The following is a 23,992-nucleotide window of genomic DNA, read 5'->3' as shown; positions in this document are numbered from 1 at the left end:
TTATTGTAAGGTAAAAGACCTGATCTCACTATAGGCACCCGCGTTTCCTGCTTTATCAAAAGCCCTTACTCTCCAGGCAATTGTTTCACCAACATTACCTGCATCAAATACGTGTTCGGTCGAAGTTAAAATCTGTGGATAACTCTTACTATATGGAGTTTGTTCATCACTTTGATATACCGATATCTCATACCGTTCTGCATCAGCAATCTTGTTCCAGGTTAGCCTTACGGGCCGCGATACGGTTTGCTTATTCAGCGGGGTACTTAACACCACCCGTTCAGGACCCGTAGCATCATAGGTAAAGTTTCCTATTGTACTCCATTTCGAATTCTCGGTGCTATTTTCTGCCCTTACACGGAATTGATAAGTTCCTTCCCGGGTAAGTGTTTGTAAAAAGCCCAGGTTATCTGTTGTAACGTTAAGCGTCATGTTATTTTCATCGAGAAAATTATTGTTATCTACCTGTAACCTATAAACAGCAGCACCAAAAAGTTTAAGCCATTCAAACCTGATATCTGGTTTTGAAAAATATCCTGCACCCGATGGGACAGTAAGCTGAACACTTTGCTCTTTAAGGCTGGAGGGGAAAATTTCCAGCGAGCGAGTGGTATAATTGCTGGCACTACTGCCATTTTCTCCTCTTACACGCCATTCGTATTTTCCAGGATCAAGTGTATACATAAATTTTTCTTTCGTGATTAAGGTGTCCAAAATCAGTTTGCTTACACTGTCAAATTTAGGAGATACTACCTGCAACCTATAAAAAAGCGCATCCGACATTGGGTTCCACCAAAAGGTTTGCTGGTAATTCGTGGTTTCTAAACGATTAGCAGGTGCCAGCACATCAATTGTTCTGTTTTCTATAGATGGTTCTATAAATTCGCTACAACCTGCAAATAAAAGCAAAACTGCAACTGGTAATAGGTTAATATATTTTTTCATATCTAAAGCTGTATATTGAGTTCAGCAATGGTTTGTATTTTTAATAATAATCCAGCAAAGGTAATCAACACCGAGGCTAACCTGGAATAAGAAAAGATCTGGATTTCGGATTTTTTTCTGATCATTTTCTGAGCTTTCTTTTCAAAAAAAGTTTTACGGTAAGTATTTCCGATCAGCAGTTTATTGCGCTCATCGCCACGAAGTATTACCATATTTCCTTCTATTGAGGTGATTTTTTCGTCGTTAATGATGTAAGATCGATGTATCCGGCTAAAACCATTCGATGGTAAACTATCTTCCATTTCTTTCATGGAGTTATGGCATGAAAAACGCTGGTCGTTTTCCATGTGTAGGACAACATAATTCTGCATGGCCTGGATATAGACAAGCTCATCGCACTTGATCAGGAATTCTTTCAGACCTTTTGAATCTGCTTTGATAAAAAAAGAATTTATAACTTGTTGCTTTTGGGGGCCATCTAACGAATAGGCCAGTTGTGTGAGGTGATAGAATTTATGGATGTTTTTAACAAAACGGTTAAAGGTAACCGGCCTGATCAGGTAATCAAATGCCCCATGCTCAAAGGCTTCGAAAGCCATTTCCGTATTTTCTGATATCAACACAATTGAAGAAAACTGTTTAATCCGCTCCAACCAGTTATTGCTACCATGTAAAAATGCAACATCAACAAAAACAATATCTGGCCTGATGGAATATACTGCATCGAAGCTTTCCGGCTGCTGCACCGCATCCCCCTTTAATTGAGTAAGTGGATCGTCGTTTATGTGTAGACATAAAGATTCTACAGTATGCAGTTCACCGATTACGTAGCAGCTGATCATAAATGCATTAAGTCTAAATATTATATTGCCATGCCGCTTACCAGGCATAGAATTTATTACTGATTACAGCAGAAACCGACTGGTTTGTTTATGAATCCTGGGATGGGATAATACCTGCAAAGCAGAATATTTGAGAGAAGCATTAACAATAGACGAGTACATTTTTTTGCTATTTAACCATGTCTAATATCCTCAAAAAAATATTAATTGCAAAAAAAACAGCAAACAAAAAAAACAATCATGCGTTACTTAGTCTTATTTAGGCAAATACAATTAAAATTCGGGTTGGCTCGAAAAATAAAAACATCAAAAACACTTAAAAAAGCAAGTATTATACTACAAAAGCAATCTAATAAGCTAGGACACTCCGCTTAAAATATCTCCATTCGTCTTTCCTCATTATTTTATTTATGTTAGGTTTGATATTGAAAACTCTTTTTCCTTGCTAACGCAATCATCTGTGTGCCAAAACGGGTAAAGCCTATGCAGGATAACAACAGACATCTGGAAATTCTGCAGGCTCTGGCCGCCGGCACCGACCCCATAACCGGAGAAGTATTCCCTGCTGACAGCCCGTACAACCAGCCCGAAATCATCTGGGCGCTTTTCTTTGCACTTAACGAACTCGAAGCCCTCGCCGAAAAAGGTAAACAGGGTTTAGCATGGGGTGAAGAAGAAGATGAATTGCTGGCAGAACGTTTCAGCAAAAGTATCAAGATTACCCAGCTCGCCAAACTACACTCCCGTACCTATGGAGCAATTAAAGCAAGGCTAATTAAACTCCAGCTCCTACAGAAATAACAAAGCCCAACAGTTTTAAACTGCCAGGCTTTGCTATGTAAGTTACGTTTGTCTTAGCGAGAAGCTAAGACTAGATGGGGCTAGCTATGCCACATTTTAATGATTGATTTTGCTTGCTTCGAAATTTCAATCCATTTAGGATCTGTTATAATTTCCTGATCAGTCTCTTTTTCAACATAACTATCTAAAGCATCTTTAAGCATTTTAAGAGCAAAAATGAGTTTAGGTTCTAAACCTAAAGCAATCGCCTCATTTTCTATCAAATAATTAAAATTATTATCATCAAATAATCTATTCATTAATTCAACGTAAGATGATATTAAGCCAGTGTCATTATTTTCATTCAGCCACATTTTTTTCTGCATATTTATATCCGATATTTCTAAAATATCATTAAATATATCTTCTAAGACCTTTTTCATTTTTTATTATTCGAATTTAGGCATTTTAGTAATATCAAATATATTTCTTGGAATATGTGCAGCTGGATCCCTAGTATCTACCGGTCTACCCAATGCATCATAACTTACACCTTCCTTCCTGTAAATTACATAAGGTTTGTGCTGTGCAGGATTAATACTATTTGGATTTCCAGGCATTTCTCTTATTGAATTATGTTCACTATTTGGATCTCTTGTTATAGTACCATTACCTTTTTTAGTTGGCTCTGTTATCCATCCTTGTGGCTTTTCAATTTCATTATTCTTTTCTGGAAATTTAATTTTAGGTGCATCGTAGCGATTGTCAGCTGGATATAAAGCATTAACAATTTCTCCAAGGACTCTCATCCCAACAGATTTCATGCTTGACATAGCTAAATCTTGTCCCATTGAATTCATAGAGCGTATGGATGAAGCTTCTTGATTGGCTTCAATTTTTGTTTGCCCACTTGTGGAGGAAGTAGCAAACTCTCCAGTTTGAGCATTAGTTGCCGACCCATCATCGTTTAAATTAACAGCCCCATTCCCACTAATTACAGCTCCTTTTGATCCAATATGGCTATAACCTTCTTGATACCCATCTCCATCAAACCATTTTACAGTTGTATTATCTGCAGATTGATACCAATCCCATCTCCCGTCTGGATCTATCCTATTGATAGGATTATTGCTAACGAAGTGGTAAGGCGTCATCTCAGCTCTTCCTTCCGCCAACGGATCCACCACATTCCACCGCCCTATTACCGGGTCATAGAACCTAGCGCCGTAATCTAGCTGCTATTTTAACAGATAGTACCTTCCTTTATCAAGAAATTTTATTTTTTTGTTTTTTACAATATATATCCAAACTAATGGTTCAAAATTTATTGGGGGCTCTCTATCATCAACCGCTTCATCCTGGTTTATCTTGAGCCTTATAAAACTAAAAGTTTTATAATTGTCAGATACTTTGAATAGATTATTAATATCTCCAAAAACTAAGACATTTAACTTTTTAAATAAGAAATATCCTTGCAATTTATCTTTTTTATCAAGAAGAAACCAATCGAAATCATTCTTATGCAGGACTGAAAATCTTAATTCATAATAATCATTAATTTTTTTCGACCTAATGACAAAGGTTTTTTCAGATTTCCCATCTCCTTCATCAACCAATTGATTTAGCTTATTTAATATGCATTCAATCCTAACATTATTGGAGTTCAATCTTGACATCAAAAAGGAGTTATTAGTCTGAGCTCTAACACCAAAATTAAATAACAGGATTAAAAAACTAATTAAAACACCTTTCATACTATTCTATTTTTCCATTTTGATTGTATTCGATATATTTTTTTCTCGTTCTATCAAAAATCCTTGTTTTAATTTCGGAAGAGTAAGATTTCAGCCACTTAGACACTGATTTATCAGCATCGGAGGGCTCAAATTTTTCTGTAAATGGATGACTATGTATATGCTCTTTTAATTTCCTCCCAGAATTTAGAATTTTAGAAGAAAGATTTGTTCCACCACCCTCTTCAATTGTACTGTGCGAAGTTGCAATGTAATTTGATTCGTCGCCAAATTTAGTTTGACTCCATTCAGCAATCGTATTTTTGGCAAGAAATTCAAATATATCCGTTGCTTTTTCATCGCCTTTGACTGTCATGTACTGATATTCTTTTTTTGATTTACCATAAGTACCAGTTTCTAAATTATCTAATATTCCTTTTTCTACTTCTATAGATTTATTTTTATCAATAACTCCTTTTTCATTTTTGGCATATAGGACGTCGAAATTATCATCAGTTTTTCTTATTAATTCAATTTCACCTCTTATTCCAACACTATAATCATCATACGGAGCCATCCCATCAGGATCAATGAACCTTATTGGATTATTAAACCCATAGTTGTATGGTGAGTGCCTTCTCATTTTCTCCGCCAACGGGTCAATAACATTCCACCTTCCAATAACCGGATCATAGAACCTTGCGCCGTAATCGTACTGCCCCAGCTCTTCCTGCAACTCCTTGCCATTGTAAAGATACTTATTTGTATTCGAATTTGGAGATCCTGTTTCCCTTAAACCAAAGGCATAGTAATCATCACGTTGAATTACTTCCAGTCCATATGGTGGCAAAGGACTTAGCTTAAAAGTAGCCCTTACATTGCCCAAATGGTCGCTAAGGTTATATTCATAACTGTATGTACCGCCACTATTCCTTGCAATGCCTTCTTCGGTATGGATAATATCAATAATAGTACCATCTGGCTTATATTCTATCCCATCAACATAGTTCCTGACCGTACCACTGCTGTTCCTGGCCAGTTTGTTACCTGTAGCATCATAAGTGTATGACAGGTTAACAGCTGTACCTGTGGTACGCACCGCGGTTGCCGGCAGGTTAAGGTAGTTATAGGTCAAACTGGTTCCGCTCAATCCATCTTTTGTAGCATTGCCATTGGCATCGTATTCATAGTTTTGTGTAGTCAGCCCACTTACGCTCTGCAACCTGTTGCTGTTCCCCGAATTGTAATAGTTATATACTTTGGCTACCGCACCATCACGGCTGAGGCTGGCAATATTGCCCATCACATCGTATGTTAATGCTTCACCCATAGATACCCCAGCCACCGTGGCTGCTGTTCCCAAGCGGTTCAGTTTATCATAACCATAGTTGAAGATGGTGGGGCCATTAAGCTAGGCTAATCGAACTCCTACAGAAATAACAAAGCCTAGTAATTTTTAAACTGCCGGGCTTTGTTACGTAAGTCCGTCCGTCTTAGCGAGACGCTAAGACTAGATGGGGGCATGAAGATTACCCAGCTTGCCAAACTGCACTCCAGAACTTACGGAGCCATTAAAGCAAGGCTAATCAAACTCGAACTCCTAAAGAAATAACAAAGCCCAACAGTTTTTAAACTGCCGGGCTTTGCTATGTAAGTTACATTTTGGCATTAGGACCAAAAAGTGGGCTGTTAAAACTTATCTATCCTCCTTAATGCCTTAGTCGCTTCCAGTCTAATCAAAGAGTTTTTACTTTCTCTCATCTGAATTATTTTGTTCTTTGCCTTTCTAGACTTTAACTTACCTAGCGCTGCTAAAGCCTGAGGTGCAACTTCATCATCATCTAACAAGTCAATCAAAATATTTTCAGATTTTTCAGTTTTAACAGTACCCAAAGCCAAAACTAACATGCCCCTGCTACTTCCGTTGGTTTTATCAACAACTGTAGAATAAACCCAGTCCACTTCTTTTAACGTCATGGTCGTCGCAATGGCATTTCCTATAACCCATCTTAAATTACTTTTTTCTTTAGGCGTTTTTTCATATTCTGAGATCAATGAGAGACAAGCTTTACCCCGAGCCTCTTTCACCGTCAAAGCTCTAATAATTCCTTCTTTATTTCGATCATAATAATCAAATGGCAAATATCTTAACAAAAGATCAACAACTCCATCAGGATATCGACCCTTCATATTTACTAAATCCCAAATCGAGTCAGCATGCAAACCTAACTCTCCAAGTTCTAAAAATAACTCTCCAAACTCTTTTGCTCGTTCAATTTCGATTAGTTTGCCAAGTTTCAAGACTTCCTCAATCTCTTCTTTAGTATTTGGCCTACCTCTTAAATCATCCCAACGGGCTTGTAATTGTTGTAAATAGTCCATTATAATCCTGGTATAAATTGCTGTATTATTTTTCCTTGATCAACTAAGGCCTGTAATGGTTTAGACAACGTAGTGCTTGAACGTGTATGCAAAATCATTCTTAAACTTTGATCTTGTGAATATTGATAAAAATCTCTTAGTTGTCTAGTAAAGCTCTGGTATCTAACATTTTTCACTTCTTCCAAAAGTCCATTTCCAAGCCTATCTGGAATTCGTGTTCTTCCAGCAACTTCAATCGCAGTTTTTCCACCAGTAATGCCTACAGCAGTTTCTCCAGCCACACCTAAGGCTCTTGCTTCTGTTAATGCTAGTTTGCCTAAAAAATCAACTCTTCTAGCTGCCTGCCCTAAAAGATAACTACCGCCAATCTCGCCACCCGCAATACCACCAGAAGCAAATGCTGCACCAATTTCCGCACCCACTTCAGCGGTTTTAAGTGCTGGTAGCATCGCTGTTAGGCTACTTTGAAATGTGCTCCATTTTGAGCCTTCAGGAGTTTTGTCACTTAGATCTGCGAGTTGGTAATTCCAAGTTTTATCTGGGTTTAAGCTTACACCATATCCTTCTTTAGTTTCATATTGAACTGATTTACCTAGATATGTTTCGCCTGCTTTTGTTGTTTCTTGAGAAGTGGCTTTCTCGTCCCAGTAAGGCTTCTTATTCTTACCCATCACCCAATCTGTACCTTCCATTCCGTCGGGATCAACAAACCTTATCGGATTGTTGAACACAAAAGTGTAAGGGGAATACCGCCTCATATTCTCCGCCAACGGATCCACCACATTCCACCGCCCTATTACCGGGTCATAGAACCTAGCGCCGTAATCATAAGCTCCCAGCTCCTCCTGCAACTCCTTGCCATTGTAAAGATACTTATTTGTATTCGAATTTGGAGATCCTGTTTTCCTTAACCCAAAGGCATAGTAATCATCACGCTGAATTACTTCCAGTCCATATGGTGGCAAAGGACTTAGCTTAAAAGTAGCTCTCACATTGCCCAAATGGTCGCTTAAATTGTATTCATAACTGTATGTACCCCCACTATTCCTCGCAATGCCTTCTTCGGTATGGATAATATCAATAGTGGTACCATCTGGCTTATATTCTATCCCGTTAATATAATTCCTTACCGTACCACTACTATTTTTAGCCAGTTTGTTACCTGTAGCATCATAAGTGTATGACAGGTTAATAGCTGTACCTGTGGTACGTACTGCCGTTGCCGGGAGGTTAAGGTAGTTATAGGTCAAACTGATCCCGCTCAATCCATCTTTTATAGCATTGCCATTGGCATCGTATTCATAGTTTTGTGTAGTCAGCCCGCTTACGCTCTGCAACCTGTTGCTGTTCCCCGAATTGTAATAGTTATATACTTTGGCTACCGCACCATCACGGCTGAGGCTCGCAATATTGCCCATTATATCATAGGTTAATGCTTCGCTCATCGAAACACCTGCTGTGGTAGCAGCCGATCCCAATCGGTTCAGTTTATCATAACCATAGTTGAAGATGTTTGCCGTTGGATTAGCTGTATTGCCCCAGTCCCAGTACTGTTTGGTGATGTTGCCATTATAACCCTGTGCAGCACCGTCTTCGTAATCAAGCTTCATACTGAACTGATCGGATATACTGTTTTTCATCCAGCCACGCTCGTTATAGGCAAAAGTAGTAGCCTGGGTATCGTTATGCAGGTTCTTTTTGGCCAGTTGCCCGATCTCGTTGTATTCCAGGTGGTTCAATGCCACCTCGCCCTGGTTGTTGATGTTCTCAAAACTGGCAATTTTACGCCCCATATGGTCATATTCATATCGGTTGGCTATCGTTGTAGTTGAACTACCTGCCGTATGCGTACGGACATTCGCAGTAAGTTCACCGCTAAAGTTGTAGGTAAAGGTATTCTGGTCATAACCGCTGGCCGATACCACACCGCCCTTATAATGCTGCTGCCAGCTCCTCACTATCCGCCCTTCTTCATCATAATAGTTCACCGTCCATAAAAAGGTATCCGCCGTTCCAAGTACAAGCGTTTTGCTCGCCGTAAGCAGCCCTTTGGTCTTATTGCTGTAACTGCTGCTTTGGTTGTCAGGAATGCCCGGAATGTTGTAGTCGTCGTAATAATTTACCACATGGGGCTGAAGGTTGGGAACGAATGATGGACAGCTCAGATTATTATACCCATGGTAATTTGCCGCTGTATTGTCCCGGGTCTCCCAATATGGGACAAGGGTGTTAACCGTGCCCTGCACTTCGGCACGAGTTCCATGATGGCCGATCTCTATACCCGTCATCACTATCCGGCCCAGTGCATCATACTTGATGAAGCTCCTGGTCGCCCCACCCCGCTGTACCGCATCCTGGGTAAAAACAACCTGATCTATTGGGTTGTAGATCACTTCCTCCCAGCCCTTACCCGGGAGCTTCTTCTCGATCAACCTCCTGCGGCCATCATAATGGTAGCCATAGATAAACTGGTCGAAAACAGCTAGCGTTTCGTCGAAACTGCTTAATGCGGCCTGCCCGTTTTCGTTTACTGCCGGGGGCAATACATAACGCAAGTTACCCAGATCGTCGTACACATAGTAAGTGGATAAACTTTTACCGTCGGTTTCCCAGATACGCTTCAATACTACACGTCCCTCAAAGTCTTTGAATTCTTCTGTCGTACCCGCTTTAATGTCTGTAAGTTTCCAGTTCTCATCCTTACTGATCGTCTTGTACAGTTTGCCCGGCAGGTAAACCCCTGACGATGCTCCGTTGTCGCTATTGTTGATCGTCCAAAGCTTTACTTCGTTCTGTATATTGGTACCATAATCGGTTTTTAGGGTATGCCCTCCGCTGATTTGCCAGGATTCGCCCGGTGCGCCCTGCTGTTGTACGCGGTTCAATGGCGATGCCTCAAACATGGTTTCTGCAAAGGGATAGGCCGTGGCTTTTACCCCTGATGTAGGGCTGTTGTAAAACGCCAGCTGGTCGGCAAGGGCACCTGAACGGTAATTACCCGTGGTCCCGGTCTGTGCCGCATAAGGTTGATATTTGAATTGTTCGCGTCCAAAGGCATCATAAGCAACCGGCTGTACAAGATCCTTAAAACCAGGACTGCCCTGGACCTGAACGGTCTGCAAAGGCCTCCCGAGGCCATCAAAGTACTGGATCGTTTCGTTTACCTCACAAGTGCTGCGGCCCGAAAGATTGTTCGGGTCCATGCCTGGCTGTTTGAATACCCTTGTACTGATGTAGTTCTGGCTACTGCTCGCCGCCGATACAAAAGGTACGCAGTTTACGTAGCTTAAGCCCGTGGTAAAAATGCGCACAGGACCAGTGGTATGGAAACCATCGGTCAGTGTTACGCTCAATGGCGCACTGATCTCGCTTTCGCCGTTATAAACCGAGACTACCTTTTGGGCAGAAGAGCGGCTGCAGAACAACAGCAATGCTGCCGCACAAAAATATTTTAGATGTTGTTTCATAGAGCGTTAGTTTTTATAGTGATAGTCGGTTTGTTTAAGGATATTGCCGTTCTGGTCTTTTACAGCCTTTAAACGTTGGAAGGCATCATACTCGTAGACAGTAAGCATACCTTTAGGATCTGTCATACTTGTTATTCCAACTAAGGGTCTATAAGTATAACCTATGACCATGGCTTGGCTCATCCCAGAGTGATTGCGTAAATTATTTATTGCGCTATGAATAGTTTGGTCACTCACGTTAACATCATTTAAGCTATTAATTGTATTCTGACCAAGAATATTTAGAACTTCATCATAAGTAGCATTCTGTATAACAGCAATGGGAAATTGTCCATTATAACCCCAGATATAGCTCTTGAGATCTTGTTGTTTACCTCTCACCTGCAAAGGATTACCTTTGTTATCAAACAACATAATCTCATACCCTGTGCTCAATGCTTCATTGATTCTCTTTTTATCACTCTTTTGATATAATGATGGTATTCCCGAGACCAGCTTAAAATGAGACCGGTTCAAATCTTTGAGAATTGAAGATGATGAATAGCTTTCTGTTTGAATAGGCACACTAGCAAAATTGCCTGTTGTCTTTTTCATTTGTTCAAGTGCCTGAAGTTCTCCGGCACTAATGGCACCTCCTGAAAGGGATTGGGTATTTGAAATATCATCCGGATAGAAGATCTTAGTAACGTTATAGTTATTTTTACTATCTCTTTCACTTATCGTAGATGGCTTATTTGTGTATGAACTTTCATAAAGGTAAGAAGTACTCTTTGAAATCATACCATTAGAGCTGTAATCCGTCTCAATAATACTATCCTGCACCATAGTTGCAGAAATTAGCTTATAATCCCTAATCGCAATTGTATTCCAGGGAAATCCAAAGTCTGAACCATAATGTGCATAATCATAAGGCAATTTTGTTTCCGCAAACACCTCGTCATAATTTTCAGAACCGTTAGATACATGACTGATTATCCTGTGTCGGCGATAATATGCTACTTGTGGAAATTCACTTATCTTTTTCAAACTATACATATTAACCGTATTTTTTAACAGCTTATAAGTATTATTAGTCAAACTATATATATTCGAAATCATCAGATAAGGTTTAGAAAAATAGGTCGGAACAAAACGACTAAGGTCATACTGATCGCCCGAATTGCTATCGTAAAACTCCGTACGTTCCACATTAAATGATGGAACAACAAAATAATAAGTAGTTTTACCCAGATTATTACCTAGCTCATCCTGTTGGTATTCTGTTACGTTGTTATAATATACAGGTATATTATATGCTTGCCGAATTGACCCCACTGGATCAGAATAGAACTCACGGAAACGGTAACGAAAGCCGTGCTGGAAAGTATACGATGTCGAACCTTGTCCAAAGCCAGCACCATTCAAAGCTGGAATATCACTTACTAGTTGTGAGGATTGGAAATCTAATAGAGAGGGTTTTCTCAGTAAAGTTCCTTTGCCATCTTCATTATCACCATATTTATAGAGTTTATTTATCGTATTAGTGGCACTTACGTGCTTTACCTGAGAAATCCTCAATCCGGGACCTTCCTCTGACGTGTATGTTCCGGGAGCCCGATAACGGTTAGATTCATATACAAACTCAGAATAACCGCCAGTTGGATAAGTCAGCTTTTTAAGCATACCAATTTGCTTAGCTGAAAAATCAGGGTTTCGACGGGACGACTGTCCTATCTGGCGGTTATAATTCGTATTGTAATAGAGCCCCAAGCGTTCTACAACCTGATCTATAGGAATAATGTTCCAATTTGTGTTATAATTCGCATAGCCCCAATAATCTCGTCCATAACAGTACTCGCTTATACTTTGAGCTGGAATGGTGCCTTCATAGTAATCCATGGTATAAGCATATGGATTCTGGGAATTGGCATCCATGAACCTAACCTCTTTGAGCGTTGTATTCTGATTGTTAGGCAAGGGAAACGACAGGTTCATTACATTCTGGTAATAAAACTTGATTTTCTTAAGCACAGTATTCTCTGAGGACCGCATCTGTATCTCATTGAGTGAGTAGTTAGGGGTATTGTATGAAAAAGCTATACTTCCTATCGGAGATTCAATTTCGGTAACATATGCAATACTTTGACTTTCATTTTGGCTGGTATTCATAAGAGAAAAATTAAATGCCTGACCGTAAATATTCATATAATCCTCCCCTTGGCTACTGGTAAATAATGCAGGCGAATCTCCTAAGGTTGCCCTCGTGCCATATGAAATATTACCGCCCAAAAAAAGTCCATCGCTGGCAACCTGACTGTATCTAAATCTTACATAATCTTGGGAAGGTGTTAGCACTTTAGCAATGTACCAGCTCATGCTCCCGGCAATCTGACTATTATTGAAGCTTATTTCTGAACCATAAGTAACACTATTTTCAACAATACTGCCAAAGGAATATTGTATTCCGCTGTCATCAGTCAGGATAAACACACCACCAGAAAACCTCACTTTATAAGGAAAATAATCTAAAAACACCGCTTCATTATTTCTCATAATAAATGAAGAAGAAATCCCATTGAATGAGGCTGTAAAAATATCATATTCGGCATCTGTTACCGGCTGTCCGTTTGCCCCTTCCAGCCCTAACCTTCTCGTTAACTTTTGGTACCGATCATTTTCATTTACATCACTGGATAATGTCTTGTAATAATCGCCACTGTAATCCATATCACTATTACTCCAGTTTCCAAGCACCCAATCTGAGACTCCTCTTACCTCACGGGTAATCATTCCAAAAGCCTCGAGCTTCCAGTTCATCCCCAGTTCGGAGTAACTCATATCAACCTTTCGTCCAGAAGCATGAAATCTTGCTTTGATAGGAATCTGATAAGATTTAAGGTCCAGACTTAATAGTGGTACGGTAATGTCGACTAAGCCTGTACTCAAGTCTACCGGATAGTCCCGGTATTTAAGAAATGTCGCTGCCTGCGGAGAGGGACTAACATAATTGGGCTGCTGGGCGAAACAGACTTGCGAGGCACAAAGCCAAAACAAAAAAAGAAAACTTTTTTTCATATATTATTTAAAATTAAAGCTGTGAAATTATAAGTGTTTTGAATACCTAAATCTTACTCTATGGAAGGCTCCCAGAAAATGATGAACGTTATCTCCCAGATGCAATGCTAATTATGCAATAAAAAAATCACTTTTCATCTACCATAACGGTTGTTCATCTCTCCCAGTTCTATTCCATGCCTTCGACTGCTTTAGCGGACGGTATTCCCGGCAGATGTTGATTAGCGTTAATATAACTTTCCAATCCTTCAACGCTCCAACATTGTAACCTTCCTTAGAAACATAATCTGGCCAATTGATCGATTCTACTTTTTCTTGTTTTACAAGAAGCTCCAACTCAAGGTATCCATTTTTCAATTCCTTTATCTTGTACTTGCTGGATCTTGTCATTGAGGCTTCATTTTGCAGCTGTTTATCTTTTTCGATAAGATGCAGGGTCAGCTCTTCTATTTTTTTTTGTTGTAGCTTCAGCATTTCACCAACACCTAATCCATTTGCTTCAATTTCTTTTGCAGAAGGCATTTCGGGCAGGCGCTTATTTGTTTTAATGTAGCTTTCCAATCCTTTCAACATTCCAACATCATAGCCTTCCTGAAAAACATAATCCGGCCAATTGATGGCATCCACTCTTACCTCTATAATACGGATTTTTCCATTTACTGATAATTTATAATTGCCGTCTGGAGTTGCCATATTCCCGTCATGGTCACTTGTTTGGACCGGACGGATATTTAAAGGTGCAATTTCAACCAGACCAGATGGGAGTACCTCGATCACCGTGTTCGTAATCAATTGGGTTGCACCACCGATCAACATACAAGACTTTGCTGCCATAGCCGTCCAACTATCTGTAATCAGGTAAAAATCGATATTGCCATTTTGATTATTATAAGAATGAAGCGAATATTGATGGAATAAGCCTTCGCTGGTAAATCTGGTTATCATTAACTCACTCCGGTTTAAAATGTAAAAAACTGTTTCGCCAGTCTGATATGATTCCCATGCACAACCCAGGATTTCTACCTTCATTTTTTGAAGATTAGTGCCATTACTGGGAGGTAAACTTCCTAAAAACACGAAAAGTTGTTGCGAGCCGATAGCCTCAACTTCTTTACCATATTGAGCCTTTAATAAAAATGGTGGCAAGAAAAATAGGATTATAATATTTTTTTTCATTTCATTTAATCTGAAATTAACGGTAATCTTTTAGATAATAGATCAGGTTATGTTTGCCTTTTAGCATCTGACACATGCATCTTGAGTTTCGGCTTTCCCCCCCTTAAGTTATTCAGTTAAGAGATTAGCGGCTCCGCGAATACCGGCAATAATCGACAACATAGGTACCCTGATATGTGCAGAATTGAACAAATCATTTTAGTTTAAATCTGGACGAACCGGCAGTAAGCCGATCAATCGGTAAATGATACAAAAACTTGTTAAATCCAGTTCTATTTGGACAACTTAAAGCTTCTGTACTTTTATTGATCGGTTTGGACTGGGTAACTAAAAGATCCGCAAAATATTATTCCTGTTTACAAGTTACTGATAGGGAATAAAACTGGAATAGACGGAAAAAGTTGTGAAATTTTTGAGAGACATATCTGTACATGTTTAGTTGTTAATTAGATTTTACTAAAAAATTATTTAGAAGCATAAAAATACCATTTTTGAAAAAATAAACAAAAAAATTACATGAACATACCAGTTTTTGTGACCAAACTTAATATATCAATAATTCGTTGTCTTTTAATAATTGTAATTAGTTAGCCATGTACATGATCAACGATGAATAGGGGCTGGAAAAAGTAAGCGACAGTTTAACGGTGTATATTATTCAACCTTTACCAAAGTTATCCAGATCGCCAGGGATGATTGGACTGTGCCACCGCGTTGAAATTTGAAGGCACTTGTCTTTATTATTGGAGAGCATACCAAAAAACCTGTTCCCACATTGCCGTAAGCTGGAAAGTTATTGTTTTGTGCAAATGCCATTGCTGTAAGCAAATAAGATGATAAGTGTCAATTTAAATTTAACTACTACTCTTTGGTTTTGGTTTGTTTCCTGATTTTACGATCCAATGCTTCAATTTTCTGGTTTTGAGCTGTTATTTTTTTATTCTGTTCAATCAGGTAAAGTGTAAGTTTTTCTACCTTTTTTAAGCAATAATTTATTCGTTTCACCTAATGCAATGCCATTTTCTTCCACCTCTTTCGCCGAAGGCATCTCCGGCAAATGTTTATTCGCTTTGATGTAGGCATCCAGCTCTTGTAATCCTAAAATCTTATAATTCTCGTCAAAGACATAATCCGGCCAGTTCGCAGTTTCTACTTTGACTTCATGAGCCCTAATTTTACCATTTACCGAAAGTTTTTTAGCAGGAGTATTGTTAAATGATTTAAAATCAAAATTTGACGAATAGTTTTTACAAGATGTTAAAATTAGAAGGAACGCAAAACATTACAATAAATATCTCTTTATGCTAAAAATTATTTTTTTTGTTTTAGGGGCATCGACCACTGTCGGAATACTATCGATACGATAAGAAAAGTAGAAGATTTGTTATATAAGTTACATACGGTCTTAGCGAGATGCTAAGACCAGTTAGGGTAGAGAGAACGTTACGTCAATTATTAGGTCTATCTAGTTGCTCATCAATCATCTTTTTTACATATTCATTTTCTGGGAAAGCTGTAATTTTTTTGACGAGTACCCCTTCTTTGTTGAATAGTAAATATGATGGAATTGCCTGAAAACCGAAGAATGTCATAACGTAGGTCCATTGAGCATCATTCAAATAGTAATGTTGGTTACCTATGCCTTTAACTTTCTCTTCCCACAGATTTCGGGGAGACGAACTGTTTGTTAAGTATACAAACACAACATTTTTATCGTGAAATTCATTTTTTGTGGTTCTGAACCGTTGCATTGCTTCCAAACAAGGTCCACACCAAGTAGCCCAAAGGTCGATCAAAATAACTTTACCTTTGTGTTTGGAGACAATACTTTCTATAATCCTATCTTCTGCAATTTGAGATGCATCGTTTATAACTGCTGGGGATTTGAATTTATCCAGTTCCACAACCTCTTTGTTTTTTCGAAATAGGATTTTCGCGATTTCTTTGTTCCCCCAATATTTCAAAATATTTTTTTTCTGTATTTCACTTAAAGGCCTTAATTCTTCGGTCAGCTGTCTACCGTAAGCATTCGCTGCTAAAATATCATAGTATAAGCCATCTCTAAAACCAACTAAATCGGATAAAATAATTTTTGTTTTTGACAACCAGTTGGAGATATCTGTTTCTCCTATTTGGGGAACAGCCAGAGTTTTATTCAAGAGAATTTGTTTTTGAAATTCAAGGAATGTAGAAGTATAAAGGTATTGGGGGTCATTCAGCTTTAATTCCTTCAAAAAACGGTAATATGATCGATCAACCTCTTTGATAACAAGCTTTTTTTCTTTACCACCATTAGTTATACTATAGTTAGCCATCATCGCTTTGTCATAATCAAATACTGCCCCTTTATAAAAAAATAGGCGAAAGTCATTATTCAACATACTTTTTAATTCTTTTGATATCAAGGTATCATTTTTTACAACTGTTAATATTTCTGACAAGAGAGATCTGGCATATTCCAAGAAATCCCCGGTACCTTTATCATAAAGTGGTTCCCTTTTTCTGGTAGGTGAATATTCAATCATTTTGCGAATGAGACCATAATATCGGGTCATATCATTTTGATCCATACTGGGCTCAACAGTAATATTCTCAATATCTAAATCTGAATTATAAGCAATATCAAGGTGGGTATTAGCTGCGCATTTCAATTTGATAAATAGGGGTTTCCCGGGATTTAGACTTGTGGAAAAATGTATGTAAGAAACTGCTGTTTCAACATCAGCATCAATAGAAAAATTGCCTGACCGGTCGACAAGCGCTTTATATTTGACAAACTCACCCGAAATTGGATGCGAAACGGTGATTTTCACGAATGCACTGTCTATATTTACTCCGTCAGGCACCCTTAACCTTCCAATTAATTTCGCTTTGCCAAAGGCTAATTTTGGCACATCAACTATCTTACTTACAGATTGTTTGCATAACAGCAAAAACAATAAGCTGAACATGTAAAATAGATTTGATTTAAATACTTTGTACATCGTGATTTTGAATTGGTTTCAGCAGATTTTCGCAAATATGCTGGAAGTTATTATTTATTAATACTAAGTCTGCGGATAAGTTCGCAATCTTGACTTTTAATCTGTTATTACGCAGGCCAGCAACTAGTACCTGAGCTAGCGCAAAAAAAATTCAGAGGACTGATATGAAATACAGCATCCTCTTTGAACTACACCCGTATTATCATCATAGGTACATTTTGAATGAGGTGGCCTACTGCCGCTGCTTCCACCTTTACTGGCTGAAAGGATGTCTTTTAGTTCATTTCCTGAAAGTACTTCTCCGCTCTCTAAAGTTACTTCTTCTAATTTAACTTTTTCATACTGTTACAATTAGGTTAAAAATAATCCTATTTCAGCAGATTAATGGGGATTGATATCGAACACTTTTAGTCAACGAAGTCGCGAAGCATATATGCTTAAAGACAAATAATTAGGAGCAAAAAAAAATGAGACAAAGACCTTCGGAAAAATCTTTGTCCTACTTGGGGTCAGTGGTGGTGCGTAATTTGAACCTTTTTGTAAACGAACTGATTGAACAGGCGGTTTTTCCAAGCGCTTTATGCCGTCCCCACTCTTCCGGCGATTGTGGCGGAGGCTCTTTTGCAGCAGGTACCGGAAGTAGTTTTAACTGCTGTATCAGACTTATTTTGACGAGTTTATACTACAAAAACAAATATGGTATTATAAGTATCTTTTGTTAATTTGCCCCACTTATCGTTTATAAACCTGATAACCATCTCTGGTAAATTTTTTAGGATTAGTGGAGGAAACACTTGTTGAAAATACAGTTGAAAAGGAATTACTCATTAAACTGAGAGATGGGGACGAGTATGCTTTCGACAAACTTTATCAAATCTATAGTTTAAGGATTTACAGAAAGTTATTAAAAATGGTAAAGGTTGATGTGATCGCGCATGAACTTACTCAGGACGTTTTTGTGAAGGTTTGGACCAAAAGGCACCTCCTCGACTCTAATCAATCCTTCAGGTCTTATTTGTTCAGTATCGCCCAGCACCTGGTTTATGATACCTATCGTAAAATTTCGCGGGATGAATTGCTTGCCAAAACAGTTCAATCGATTAGCACTAACGCTTATAGCCATACCGAGGAAGACATCTATTACCGGGAAACCGGAGAAATGATACAAAAAGCGATAGAACTTTTGCCACCTCAGCAAAAACGTATCTTTCAGGCTTGTAAAATTGAAGGTAGAAGTTATGATGATATTGCCCGTGAGCTCAACATTTCCAGTTCCACAGTGAATAACCACATTGTTAAAGCAACAAAAACTGTAGCAGAATACCTTAAAAAGTCAGGCACACTTTTATTTTTTGTTGCCATCAGCAGCACATTTCTGGATAAATAACCTGAGTTCGATTAATAATGTGCTTTCATTTGGGTTATTTGGCGCCTTGCACGAACGGTCGTCACCCTGAACTTGTTTCAGGGTCTTTATAACAAGGCGGTTTAACAGGAAAGATGCTGAAATAAATTCAGCATGACGAAACGGCTAGCCAATTAGTCCTAATAAAGTACATTAATTTTTAAACATTAATCGAGCTCAGGTAAATAGTAAATATTTTTTTGTTTAGACTAGATGTTCATCGTTTTTGAAACGTAATAGCTTTAAAAGGACCAATTATTTTGGAAGATCAAAACAAGCTAAAGCGTATTTACTCAAATTTCCTCAAAAATCAATGCTCCGAAACCGAAATATCGGAGTTACTGACATATTTTGATGTTGCAGATGAATTTTTATTGAAAGATTTGATTTATGCTGAGCTTTTGTTTCCTTTTGAAGAGGGCTCCCCTACTCCTGAAGAGGAAATTAAATTGCTCCAGATTTTCAAGGCCGTAAAACGCATCAATCAACAGGCCCTGCCTAAAATTGTTCCGCTCTACAAACGCACATGGTTTCTCCGGCTTGCCGCAGCCTGTCTGACCCTTACGACCTTAACAGTTTCACTTCTCTTTCACCTCAGATCCAGCCAGGACCTTCCATCGCTGAGCATGGAAAAAGATGTGGATCCGGGTACAAACAAAGCCGTGCTTACCCTTGCGAACGGGAAACAGATCGCTTTGGCAGACGCTGTAAATCATTCATTGGCGGAACAGAATGGTGTGAAGATTACGACTACAGCGGCGGGACAACTGGTTTATACTTTTATTGGAGATCAGGGTAAACATGCAGGAATGGAGCAAAACCAGATCACGACCCCTCGTGGGGGCCAATATCAGCTGCAACTGGTTGATGGTACAAAAATATGGCTTAATGCAGCATCGTCCGTTAAATTTCCGGTATCGTTTCAAGGATCAACACGAAATGTAGAACTTGAGGGAGAAGCTTATTTTGAAGTAGCGAAAGATAAAGCACATCCTTTTATCGTTAAAAGTATACATCAGGAAGTGGAGGTACTTGGAACACATTTTAACCTGAATGTATATGAAAATGGTTTGGGTACCAGGACTACTTTACTGGAAGGAAGTGTTAAAGTAAATCAAGTCATTTTGAAACCCGGTGAAGAATCAACTTTAACAGCGGGCAGGATTGATGTAAAAAATGTGGATACAGACAACGCTGTTTCCTGGAAGAATGGCTTTTTTAATTTTGACAATGAGCCGCTTGAACAGATCATGAACGATATTGGCCGTTGGTACGATCTGGACGTAAAGTTTAAAGATGAAGAATTAAAGAAAAAGATGTTTAGTGGAAGCATCTCCAAATATGTTAAAGTTTCGCATGTATTGAGTAAGCTGAGCTTAACCCGCTCCGTTCGATTTGAGATACAAGGCAACACTATAATTGTAATGAAATAACCAAAATCAACATAACCAAACCAAACAAACCAACAAACATGAAAAAAGAACTACCTACGGAAATGTAAAGCTATTAATCACGACGCCTCAACAAAAAAGGATTCCGATGGCCATCGGAATCCTAATAATCTGGCTTTATAAGATTAATAAATTAATCAACTACAGATGAAGTGCGCTGCTCGCTAAAGTATAAGCACTTCTAAACCAAACCTACTCAAATGTATAAAATTTCCACTAAAGTTTTATGTGGTCCTCCGTGCCACATTTTTAGAAAATGGCTCATGCGAATTAATCTCGTTGCTGTATTATTATTGGCTTTCATCATGCAGGTAAGTGCCTCTGCACTTGCTCAAAAGGTTACTTTAAACCAAAACAAAATCACCCTTGCCCAGGTGTTTAAAGAAATTGGGAAACAAACTGGCTTCCATGTGCTTTGGGAACCCGATAAATTGAACGCTGGAATAACCATTCAGGCTAAATTTAGCGGGGCATCGCTTGAAGAAGTGATGGAAGTTTGCTTAAAAGGCACTGTGATGAACTATGTTATTGAAGACAAAACCATCGTAGTGGCCGAAAAGAAAAAAACTGTGCTCGACGCATTGATAAATGTCTTTAAAAATATGGACATCAGAGGCAAGGTTGTGGACGAGAAAGGAAATCCCCTGGCTGGTGCAAGTGTAAAATTGAAAGATTTGAATAGAAGTGTGATCACCAATCAACTGGGCGTTTTCGAAATTAAAAATGTCGATGAAGATGCCTTGATCATCATTTCTTACACGGGCTATACCGCTAAAACGATCGCAGCTAAAGCGATTACCGACCAACCTATTGTTTTGGTTGTAAATACAGAGCGTTTACAGGAAGTTGCAGTAGTATCCAATGGTTATCAGAAAATCTCCAGAGAGCGGGCTACAGGAGCCTATGAATTTTTAGATTCCACCGTAATTAACAGGGGGGTTAGTCCTAATATTATCGATAGGATTGAAAACATGGCGCCTGGAATTTTGACGCTGCGTAATCCCTCCAACTCTATCAATGAAGCAAGTTTTTCTATTCGTGGCCGAAGCACAATCCGGTCTGCAGTAGAACCCCTGGTTGTAGTAGATAACTATCCCTTTGAAGGAGACATCAATTCCATCAATCCAAATGATGTAGAAAGCGTCACTATTCTGAAAGATGCTGCAGCCACTTCCATATGGGGCGCGAGAGGAGGAAATGGGGTATTGGTGATCACTTTAAAAAAGGGTAAACTGAATCAACCAGCACAAGTATCCTTAAATACCAGTTTTACCATGGCTGGCAAGTCCGACCTGTATTCTGTTCCACAGCTGAGTTCTTCAGAATTTATTGATGTAGAAAGCTTTTTGTTCGGCAAAGGCTATTATGATTATTCCCTTTCAGATCCAGGGAGTGTGGTTTCCCCATTGGTCAGCATCTTAGATCAGCAACGCAGTAATAAAATCAGCTCCATTGAAGCAGAACGGCAGATCGCTCAACTGAGAAACACTGATATCCGTGATGACCTGACCCGTTATACACAGGACAATACTTTCAATCAGCAATACAATTTAAGCATCAGGGGCGGTGGTCCACAAAATCAATACTACGTATCGGGAAGTTTGGATAATGGACATTCTGCAGATAAATCCAACTCCAGCCGGAAGAACTTTGTGTTGAGCGAACGATTCAGTTTTTTCAAGAATAAGCTTCAAATTGGTGCAGATATTTCTTTTTCTGACACACAGCGGAGTGGATCCAACTTTAGCCTACCTACCGGTGCAATTTTTCCCTATACCAGGTTGGCAGATGATCAGGGGAATCCTCTGGAAATTCCTTATAAGTATTCAAAAACACGAATTTCAGGGTTAGCAGGTGGAAAGCTGATTGATATGACTTTTATCCCGCTTGATGAATATAATTATGGCAGGAATGTTAATCATATTCAGGATTATAGCATTAAAGCAGACGTTAGCTATAGTATCAAGCCAACATTACAGTTCAGTGCCATTTATCAATATGGAAGTGGAATTTCCAACTATAACAGCATTTTTGATGTGGAATCGTTTCAAACACGCGAAATGATCAACATGTTTACGACTTATAATTCCGCAACCGGAGTAATCACCCAGAATTTTCCCTATGGTGGAACCAATTTGATTAAAAACAGCAAATACAATAACAATAATCTAAGGGCAAATCTGGTTTACAACGAGACATTGGGGTCTGATCATCAGATTTCAGCACTTGCCGGTGCGGAAGTTAGAAACACTAATAATGTGGGTTCTACAAGGCAAGAGGTTGGTTATATCAAAGAGTTTGATACCTATCAGCGTGTGAACCAGAATATGATTTATCAAACTATATTTAGTGGTGTAAACAGCACTATACCCATACAATTTGCAAATACCAATACCACCAATAGGTTTGTTTCTCTATTTGCCAATGCTTCTTATTCCTATCAAAATAAATATATTATTTCGGCGAGTGCCCGTAAGGACGAATCCAATCTTTTTGGTGTAGCGTCGAATCAAAAAGGGGTACCGCTTTGGTCTTCTGGTGTGGCCTGGATAATTAACCGCGAATCGTTTTACCATATAGACTGGCTTCCGATGTTAAAGCTACGCCTCACTAATGGCTACAGCGGAAATACCAGTCCCAGCGCTTCAGCAAAAACAATTGCCAGCTTATCAGCAGGAAATAATTCCGGTTTGGGGTCGTTTTATCAGATCAACAATCCGCCCAATGCAGAATTGAGATGGGAAAAAGTACAACAAACGAACCTGGGATTGGATTTCGGATTCAAGAATAACCTGATTAGCGGTAGTATTGAGTTTTTCAGGAAGAATGCCCGCGATTTGATATCCGGACAGAGCGTTGCCCCTCAGGTTGGTGTAATAAATTTTACCGGAAATTTTGCTGACGTAAAGACTCAAGGTTTCGACCTCTCCCTCAATTCAAGACAAATATCCGGTAAAGATTTTTCATGGTCAACAAGTTTGAATCTCAGCTCTGCAATAGACAAAATCACGAAACTCGACCTCAAACAAAACCCGAGAAATTCAGTATTGAACAATTCTACTATTCCAAGGCTGGGTTATGCCTATTCCGCATTGTTCACTTACCGTTACGCAGGTTTAAATGGACTTGGTCAGCCTATGATTTATTCCAATGGTGTGGCCACGACTGACCTGGCTTCGGTAATTAGTGCGGCTAATGAGCAGGATATTGTATATATCGGCAATAATATCCCAAAATTTTCTGGCGGTATCCGAAATGATTTTAACTATAAAAACCTATCCCTATCATTTTTAATTGCCTACCGCCTCGGTCATTATTTTAAACGTCAGGCGTTAGACTACAACAGCCTTTTCTTTGGCAATTATTTCTTCTCTGATTTTGCGAACAGATGGCAAAAACCAGGTGATGAATTGGTTACTAATGTTCCGGCAATGACGAATTACCCTTATAATACCTACGCACAACTCACTTATGATTCGTCGGATGCCCTGGTGGAAAAAGGAGACAGTTTCAGACTGCAGGACATCCAGCTTTCGTACAGTATCAGCAAGACAAAGTTTAAAAGCTTGCCTTTCAAAAGTCTCCAGGTGTACGCCTATGCCAATAATATTGGTCTGTTGTGGAAGTCGACAAAGCTTCCCATTGATCCGGATTTCCCGACTTCAGCAAGATCACCAAGACAATATTCGTTTGGCTTAAGAACCACATTGTAATCAATTACTCCCATTAAAAAATTAGATATGAAACCATCATGATTTTGCCAATCACAAACA

At 38.9% G+C, this 23,992-nt stretch carries 15 protein-coding genes and 1 pseudogene; 4 read left to right on the top strand and 12 right to left on the bottom strand.

Translation table 11 applies throughout. From position 1 onward, the window contains the following. Positions 1-945, bottom strand: coding sequence for a hypothetical protein (locus ACUN24_RS13465; RefSeq protein ID WP_445562942.1), 945 nt, complete (start codon positions 943-945; stop codon positions 1-3). 2 nt (positions 946-947) lie between these two features. Further along, positions 948-1,787 carry a LytR/AlgR family response regulator transcription factor gene (locus ACUN24_RS13460; protein ID WP_445562941.1) on the bottom strand — a complete coding sequence of 280 codons (840 nt, stop codon included), beginning with the start codon at positions 1,785-1,787 and terminating at the stop codon, positions 948-950. A 483-nt stretch (positions 1,788-2,270) separates the two neighbouring features. Here ACUN24_RS13460 and ACUN24_RS13455 point away from each other — a divergent pair, with 483 nt between their 5' ends. Beyond that, positions 2,271-2,588 carry a hypothetical protein gene (locus ACUN24_RS13455; RefSeq protein ID WP_445562940.1) on the top strand — a complete coding sequence of 106 codons (318 nt, stop codon included), beginning with the start codon at positions 2,271-2,273 and terminating at the stop codon, positions 2,586-2,588. A gap of 80 nt (positions 2,589-2,668) precedes the next feature. On the opposite strand, the gene ACUN24_RS13450 is transcribed toward ACUN24_RS13455, so the two are convergent. The 10 genes and pseudogenes from ACUN24_RS13450 to ACUN24_RS13405 form a co-directional block, all read right to left on the bottom strand. Further along, complete coding sequence (locus ACUN24_RS13450; protein ID WP_445562939.1) at positions 2,669-3,010, bottom strand: hypothetical protein; 342 nt, start codon at positions 3,008-3,010, stop codon at positions 2,669-2,671. A 6-nt stretch (positions 3,011-3,016) separates the two neighbouring features. Then, a pseudogene (locus ACUN24_RS13445) lies at positions 3,017-3,790 on the bottom strand (RHS repeat domain-containing protein); the annotation flags it as partial. Positions 3,791-3,805: 15 nt separating this feature from the next. Next, positions 3,806-4,321 carry a hypothetical protein gene (locus ACUN24_RS13440; RefSeq protein ID WP_445562938.1) on the bottom strand — a complete coding sequence of 172 codons (516 nt, stop codon included), beginning with the start codon at positions 4,319-4,321 and terminating at the stop codon, positions 3,806-3,808. Between the two features lies 1 nt (position 4,322). Further along, positions 4,323-5,663, bottom strand: coding sequence for an RHS repeat-associated core domain-containing protein (locus ACUN24_RS13435; protein WP_445562937.1), 1,341 nt, complete (start codon positions 5,661-5,663; stop codon positions 4,323-4,325). 326 nt (positions 5,664-5,989) lie between these two features. Next, positions 5,990-6,682 (bottom strand): HEAT repeat domain-containing protein, encoded by a 693-nt coding sequence (locus ACUN24_RS13430; protein ID WP_445562936.1) that lies wholly within the window; start codon positions 6,680-6,682, stop codon positions 5,990-5,992. Further along, positions 6,682-10,149: a DUF6443 domain-containing protein gene (locus tag ACUN24_RS13425; RefSeq protein WP_445562935.1), complete on the bottom strand. Its 3,468-nt coding sequence runs from the start codon at positions 10,147-10,149 to the stop codon at positions 6,682-6,684. Before ACUN24_RS13425 ends, ACUN24_RS13430 begins: the two co-directional genes overlap by 1 nt. A 6-nt stretch (positions 10,150-10,155) precedes the next feature. Continuing rightward, positions 10,156-13,182 (bottom strand): hypothetical protein, encoded by a 3,027-nt coding sequence (locus ACUN24_RS13420; RefSeq protein ID WP_445562934.1) that lies wholly within the window; start codon positions 13,180-13,182, stop codon positions 10,156-10,158. Positions 13,183-13,341: 159 nt separating this feature from the next. Continuing rightward, positions 13,342-14,379 carry a hypothetical protein gene (locus ACUN24_RS13415; protein WP_445562933.1) on the bottom strand — a complete coding sequence of 346 codons (1,038 nt, stop codon included), beginning with the start codon at positions 14,377-14,379 and terminating at the stop codon, positions 13,342-13,344. 861 nt (positions 14,380-15,240) lie between these two features. Then, complete coding sequence (locus ACUN24_RS13410; protein ID WP_445562932.1) at positions 15,241-15,384, bottom strand: hypothetical protein; 144 nt, start codon at positions 15,382-15,384, stop codon at positions 15,241-15,243. Positions 15,385-15,827: 443 nt separating this feature from the next. After that, positions 15,828-17,330 carry a TlpA family protein disulfide reductase gene (locus tag ACUN24_RS13405; RefSeq protein WP_445562931.1) on the bottom strand — a complete coding sequence of 501 codons (1,503 nt, stop codon included), beginning with the start codon at positions 17,328-17,330 and terminating at the stop codon, positions 15,828-15,830. Positions 17,331-18,144: 814 nt separating this feature from the next. Here ACUN24_RS13405 and ACUN24_RS13400 point away from each other — a divergent pair. The 3 genes from ACUN24_RS13400 to ACUN24_RS13390 all read left to right on the top strand — a co-directional run bounded on the left by ACUN24_RS13400 (position 18,145) and on the right by ACUN24_RS13390 (position 23,932). Next, positions 18,145-18,750 carry an RNA polymerase sigma factor gene (locus tag ACUN24_RS13400; protein WP_445562930.1) on the top strand — a complete coding sequence of 202 codons (606 nt, stop codon included), beginning with the start codon at positions 18,145-18,147 and terminating at the stop codon, positions 18,748-18,750. 278 nt (positions 18,751-19,028) lie between these two features. Then, positions 19,029-20,201, top strand: coding sequence for a FecR family protein (locus ACUN24_RS13395; RefSeq protein ID WP_445562929.1), 1,173 nt, complete (start codon positions 19,029-19,031; stop codon positions 20,199-20,201). 281 nt (positions 20,202-20,482) lie between these two features. Continuing rightward, the gene (locus ACUN24_RS13390; RefSeq protein ID WP_445562928.1) at positions 20,483-23,932 is read left to right on the top strand and encodes a SusC/RagA family TonB-linked outer membrane protein; all 3,450 of its coding nucleotides are present in this window, start codon (positions 20,483-20,485) and stop codon (positions 23,930-23,932) included. Positions 23,933-23,992: the final 60 nt, after the last annotated feature.

The organism is Pedobacter sp. WC2501 (assembly GCF_052682415.1).
Note: the sequence above shows the minus strand (reverse complement) of the source record. Positions and strands in the feature narration are given on the sequence as shown.

Excerpts from the sequence above, each read along its gene's own strand:
- ACUN24_RS13455 (WP_445562940.1), top strand. The coding sequence starts at position 2,271 with ATGCAGGATAACAACAGACATCTGGAAATTCTGCAGGCTCTGGCCGCC.
- ACUN24_RS13465 (WP_445562942.1), bottom strand. The coding sequence starts at position 945 with ATGAAAAAATATATTAACCTATTACCAGTTGCAGTTTTGCTTTTATTT.
- ACUN24_RS13390 (WP_445562928.1), top strand. The coding sequence starts at position 20,483 with ATGCGAATTAATCTCGTTGCTGTATTATTATTGGCTTTCATCATGCAG.
- ACUN24_RS13440 (WP_445562938.1), bottom strand. The coding sequence starts at position 4,321 with ATGAAAGGTGTTTTAATTAGTTTTTTAATCCTGTTATTTAATTTTGGT.
- ACUN24_RS13460 (WP_445562941.1), bottom strand. The coding sequence starts at position 1,787 with ATGATCAGCTGCTACGTAATCGGTGAACTGCATACTGTAGAATCTTTA.
- ACUN24_RS13430 (WP_445562936.1), bottom strand. The coding sequence starts at position 6,682 with ATGGACTATTTACAACAATTACAAGCCCGTTGGGATGATTTAAGAGGT.
- ACUN24_RS13415 (WP_445562933.1), bottom strand. The coding sequence starts at position 14,379 with ATGAAAAAAAATATTATAATCCTATTTTTCTTGCCACCATTTTTATTA.
- ACUN24_RS13425 (WP_445562935.1), bottom strand. The coding sequence starts at position 10,149 with ATGAAACAACATCTAAAATATTTTTGTGCGGCAGCATTGCTGTTGTTC.
- ACUN24_RS13405 (WP_445562931.1), bottom strand. The coding sequence starts at position 17,330 with ATGTTCAGCTTATTGTTTTTGCTGTTATGCAAACAATCTGTAAGTAAG.
- ACUN24_RS13450 (WP_445562939.1), bottom strand. The coding sequence starts at position 3,010 with ATGAAAAAGGTCTTAGAAGATATATTTAATGATATTTTAGAAATATCG.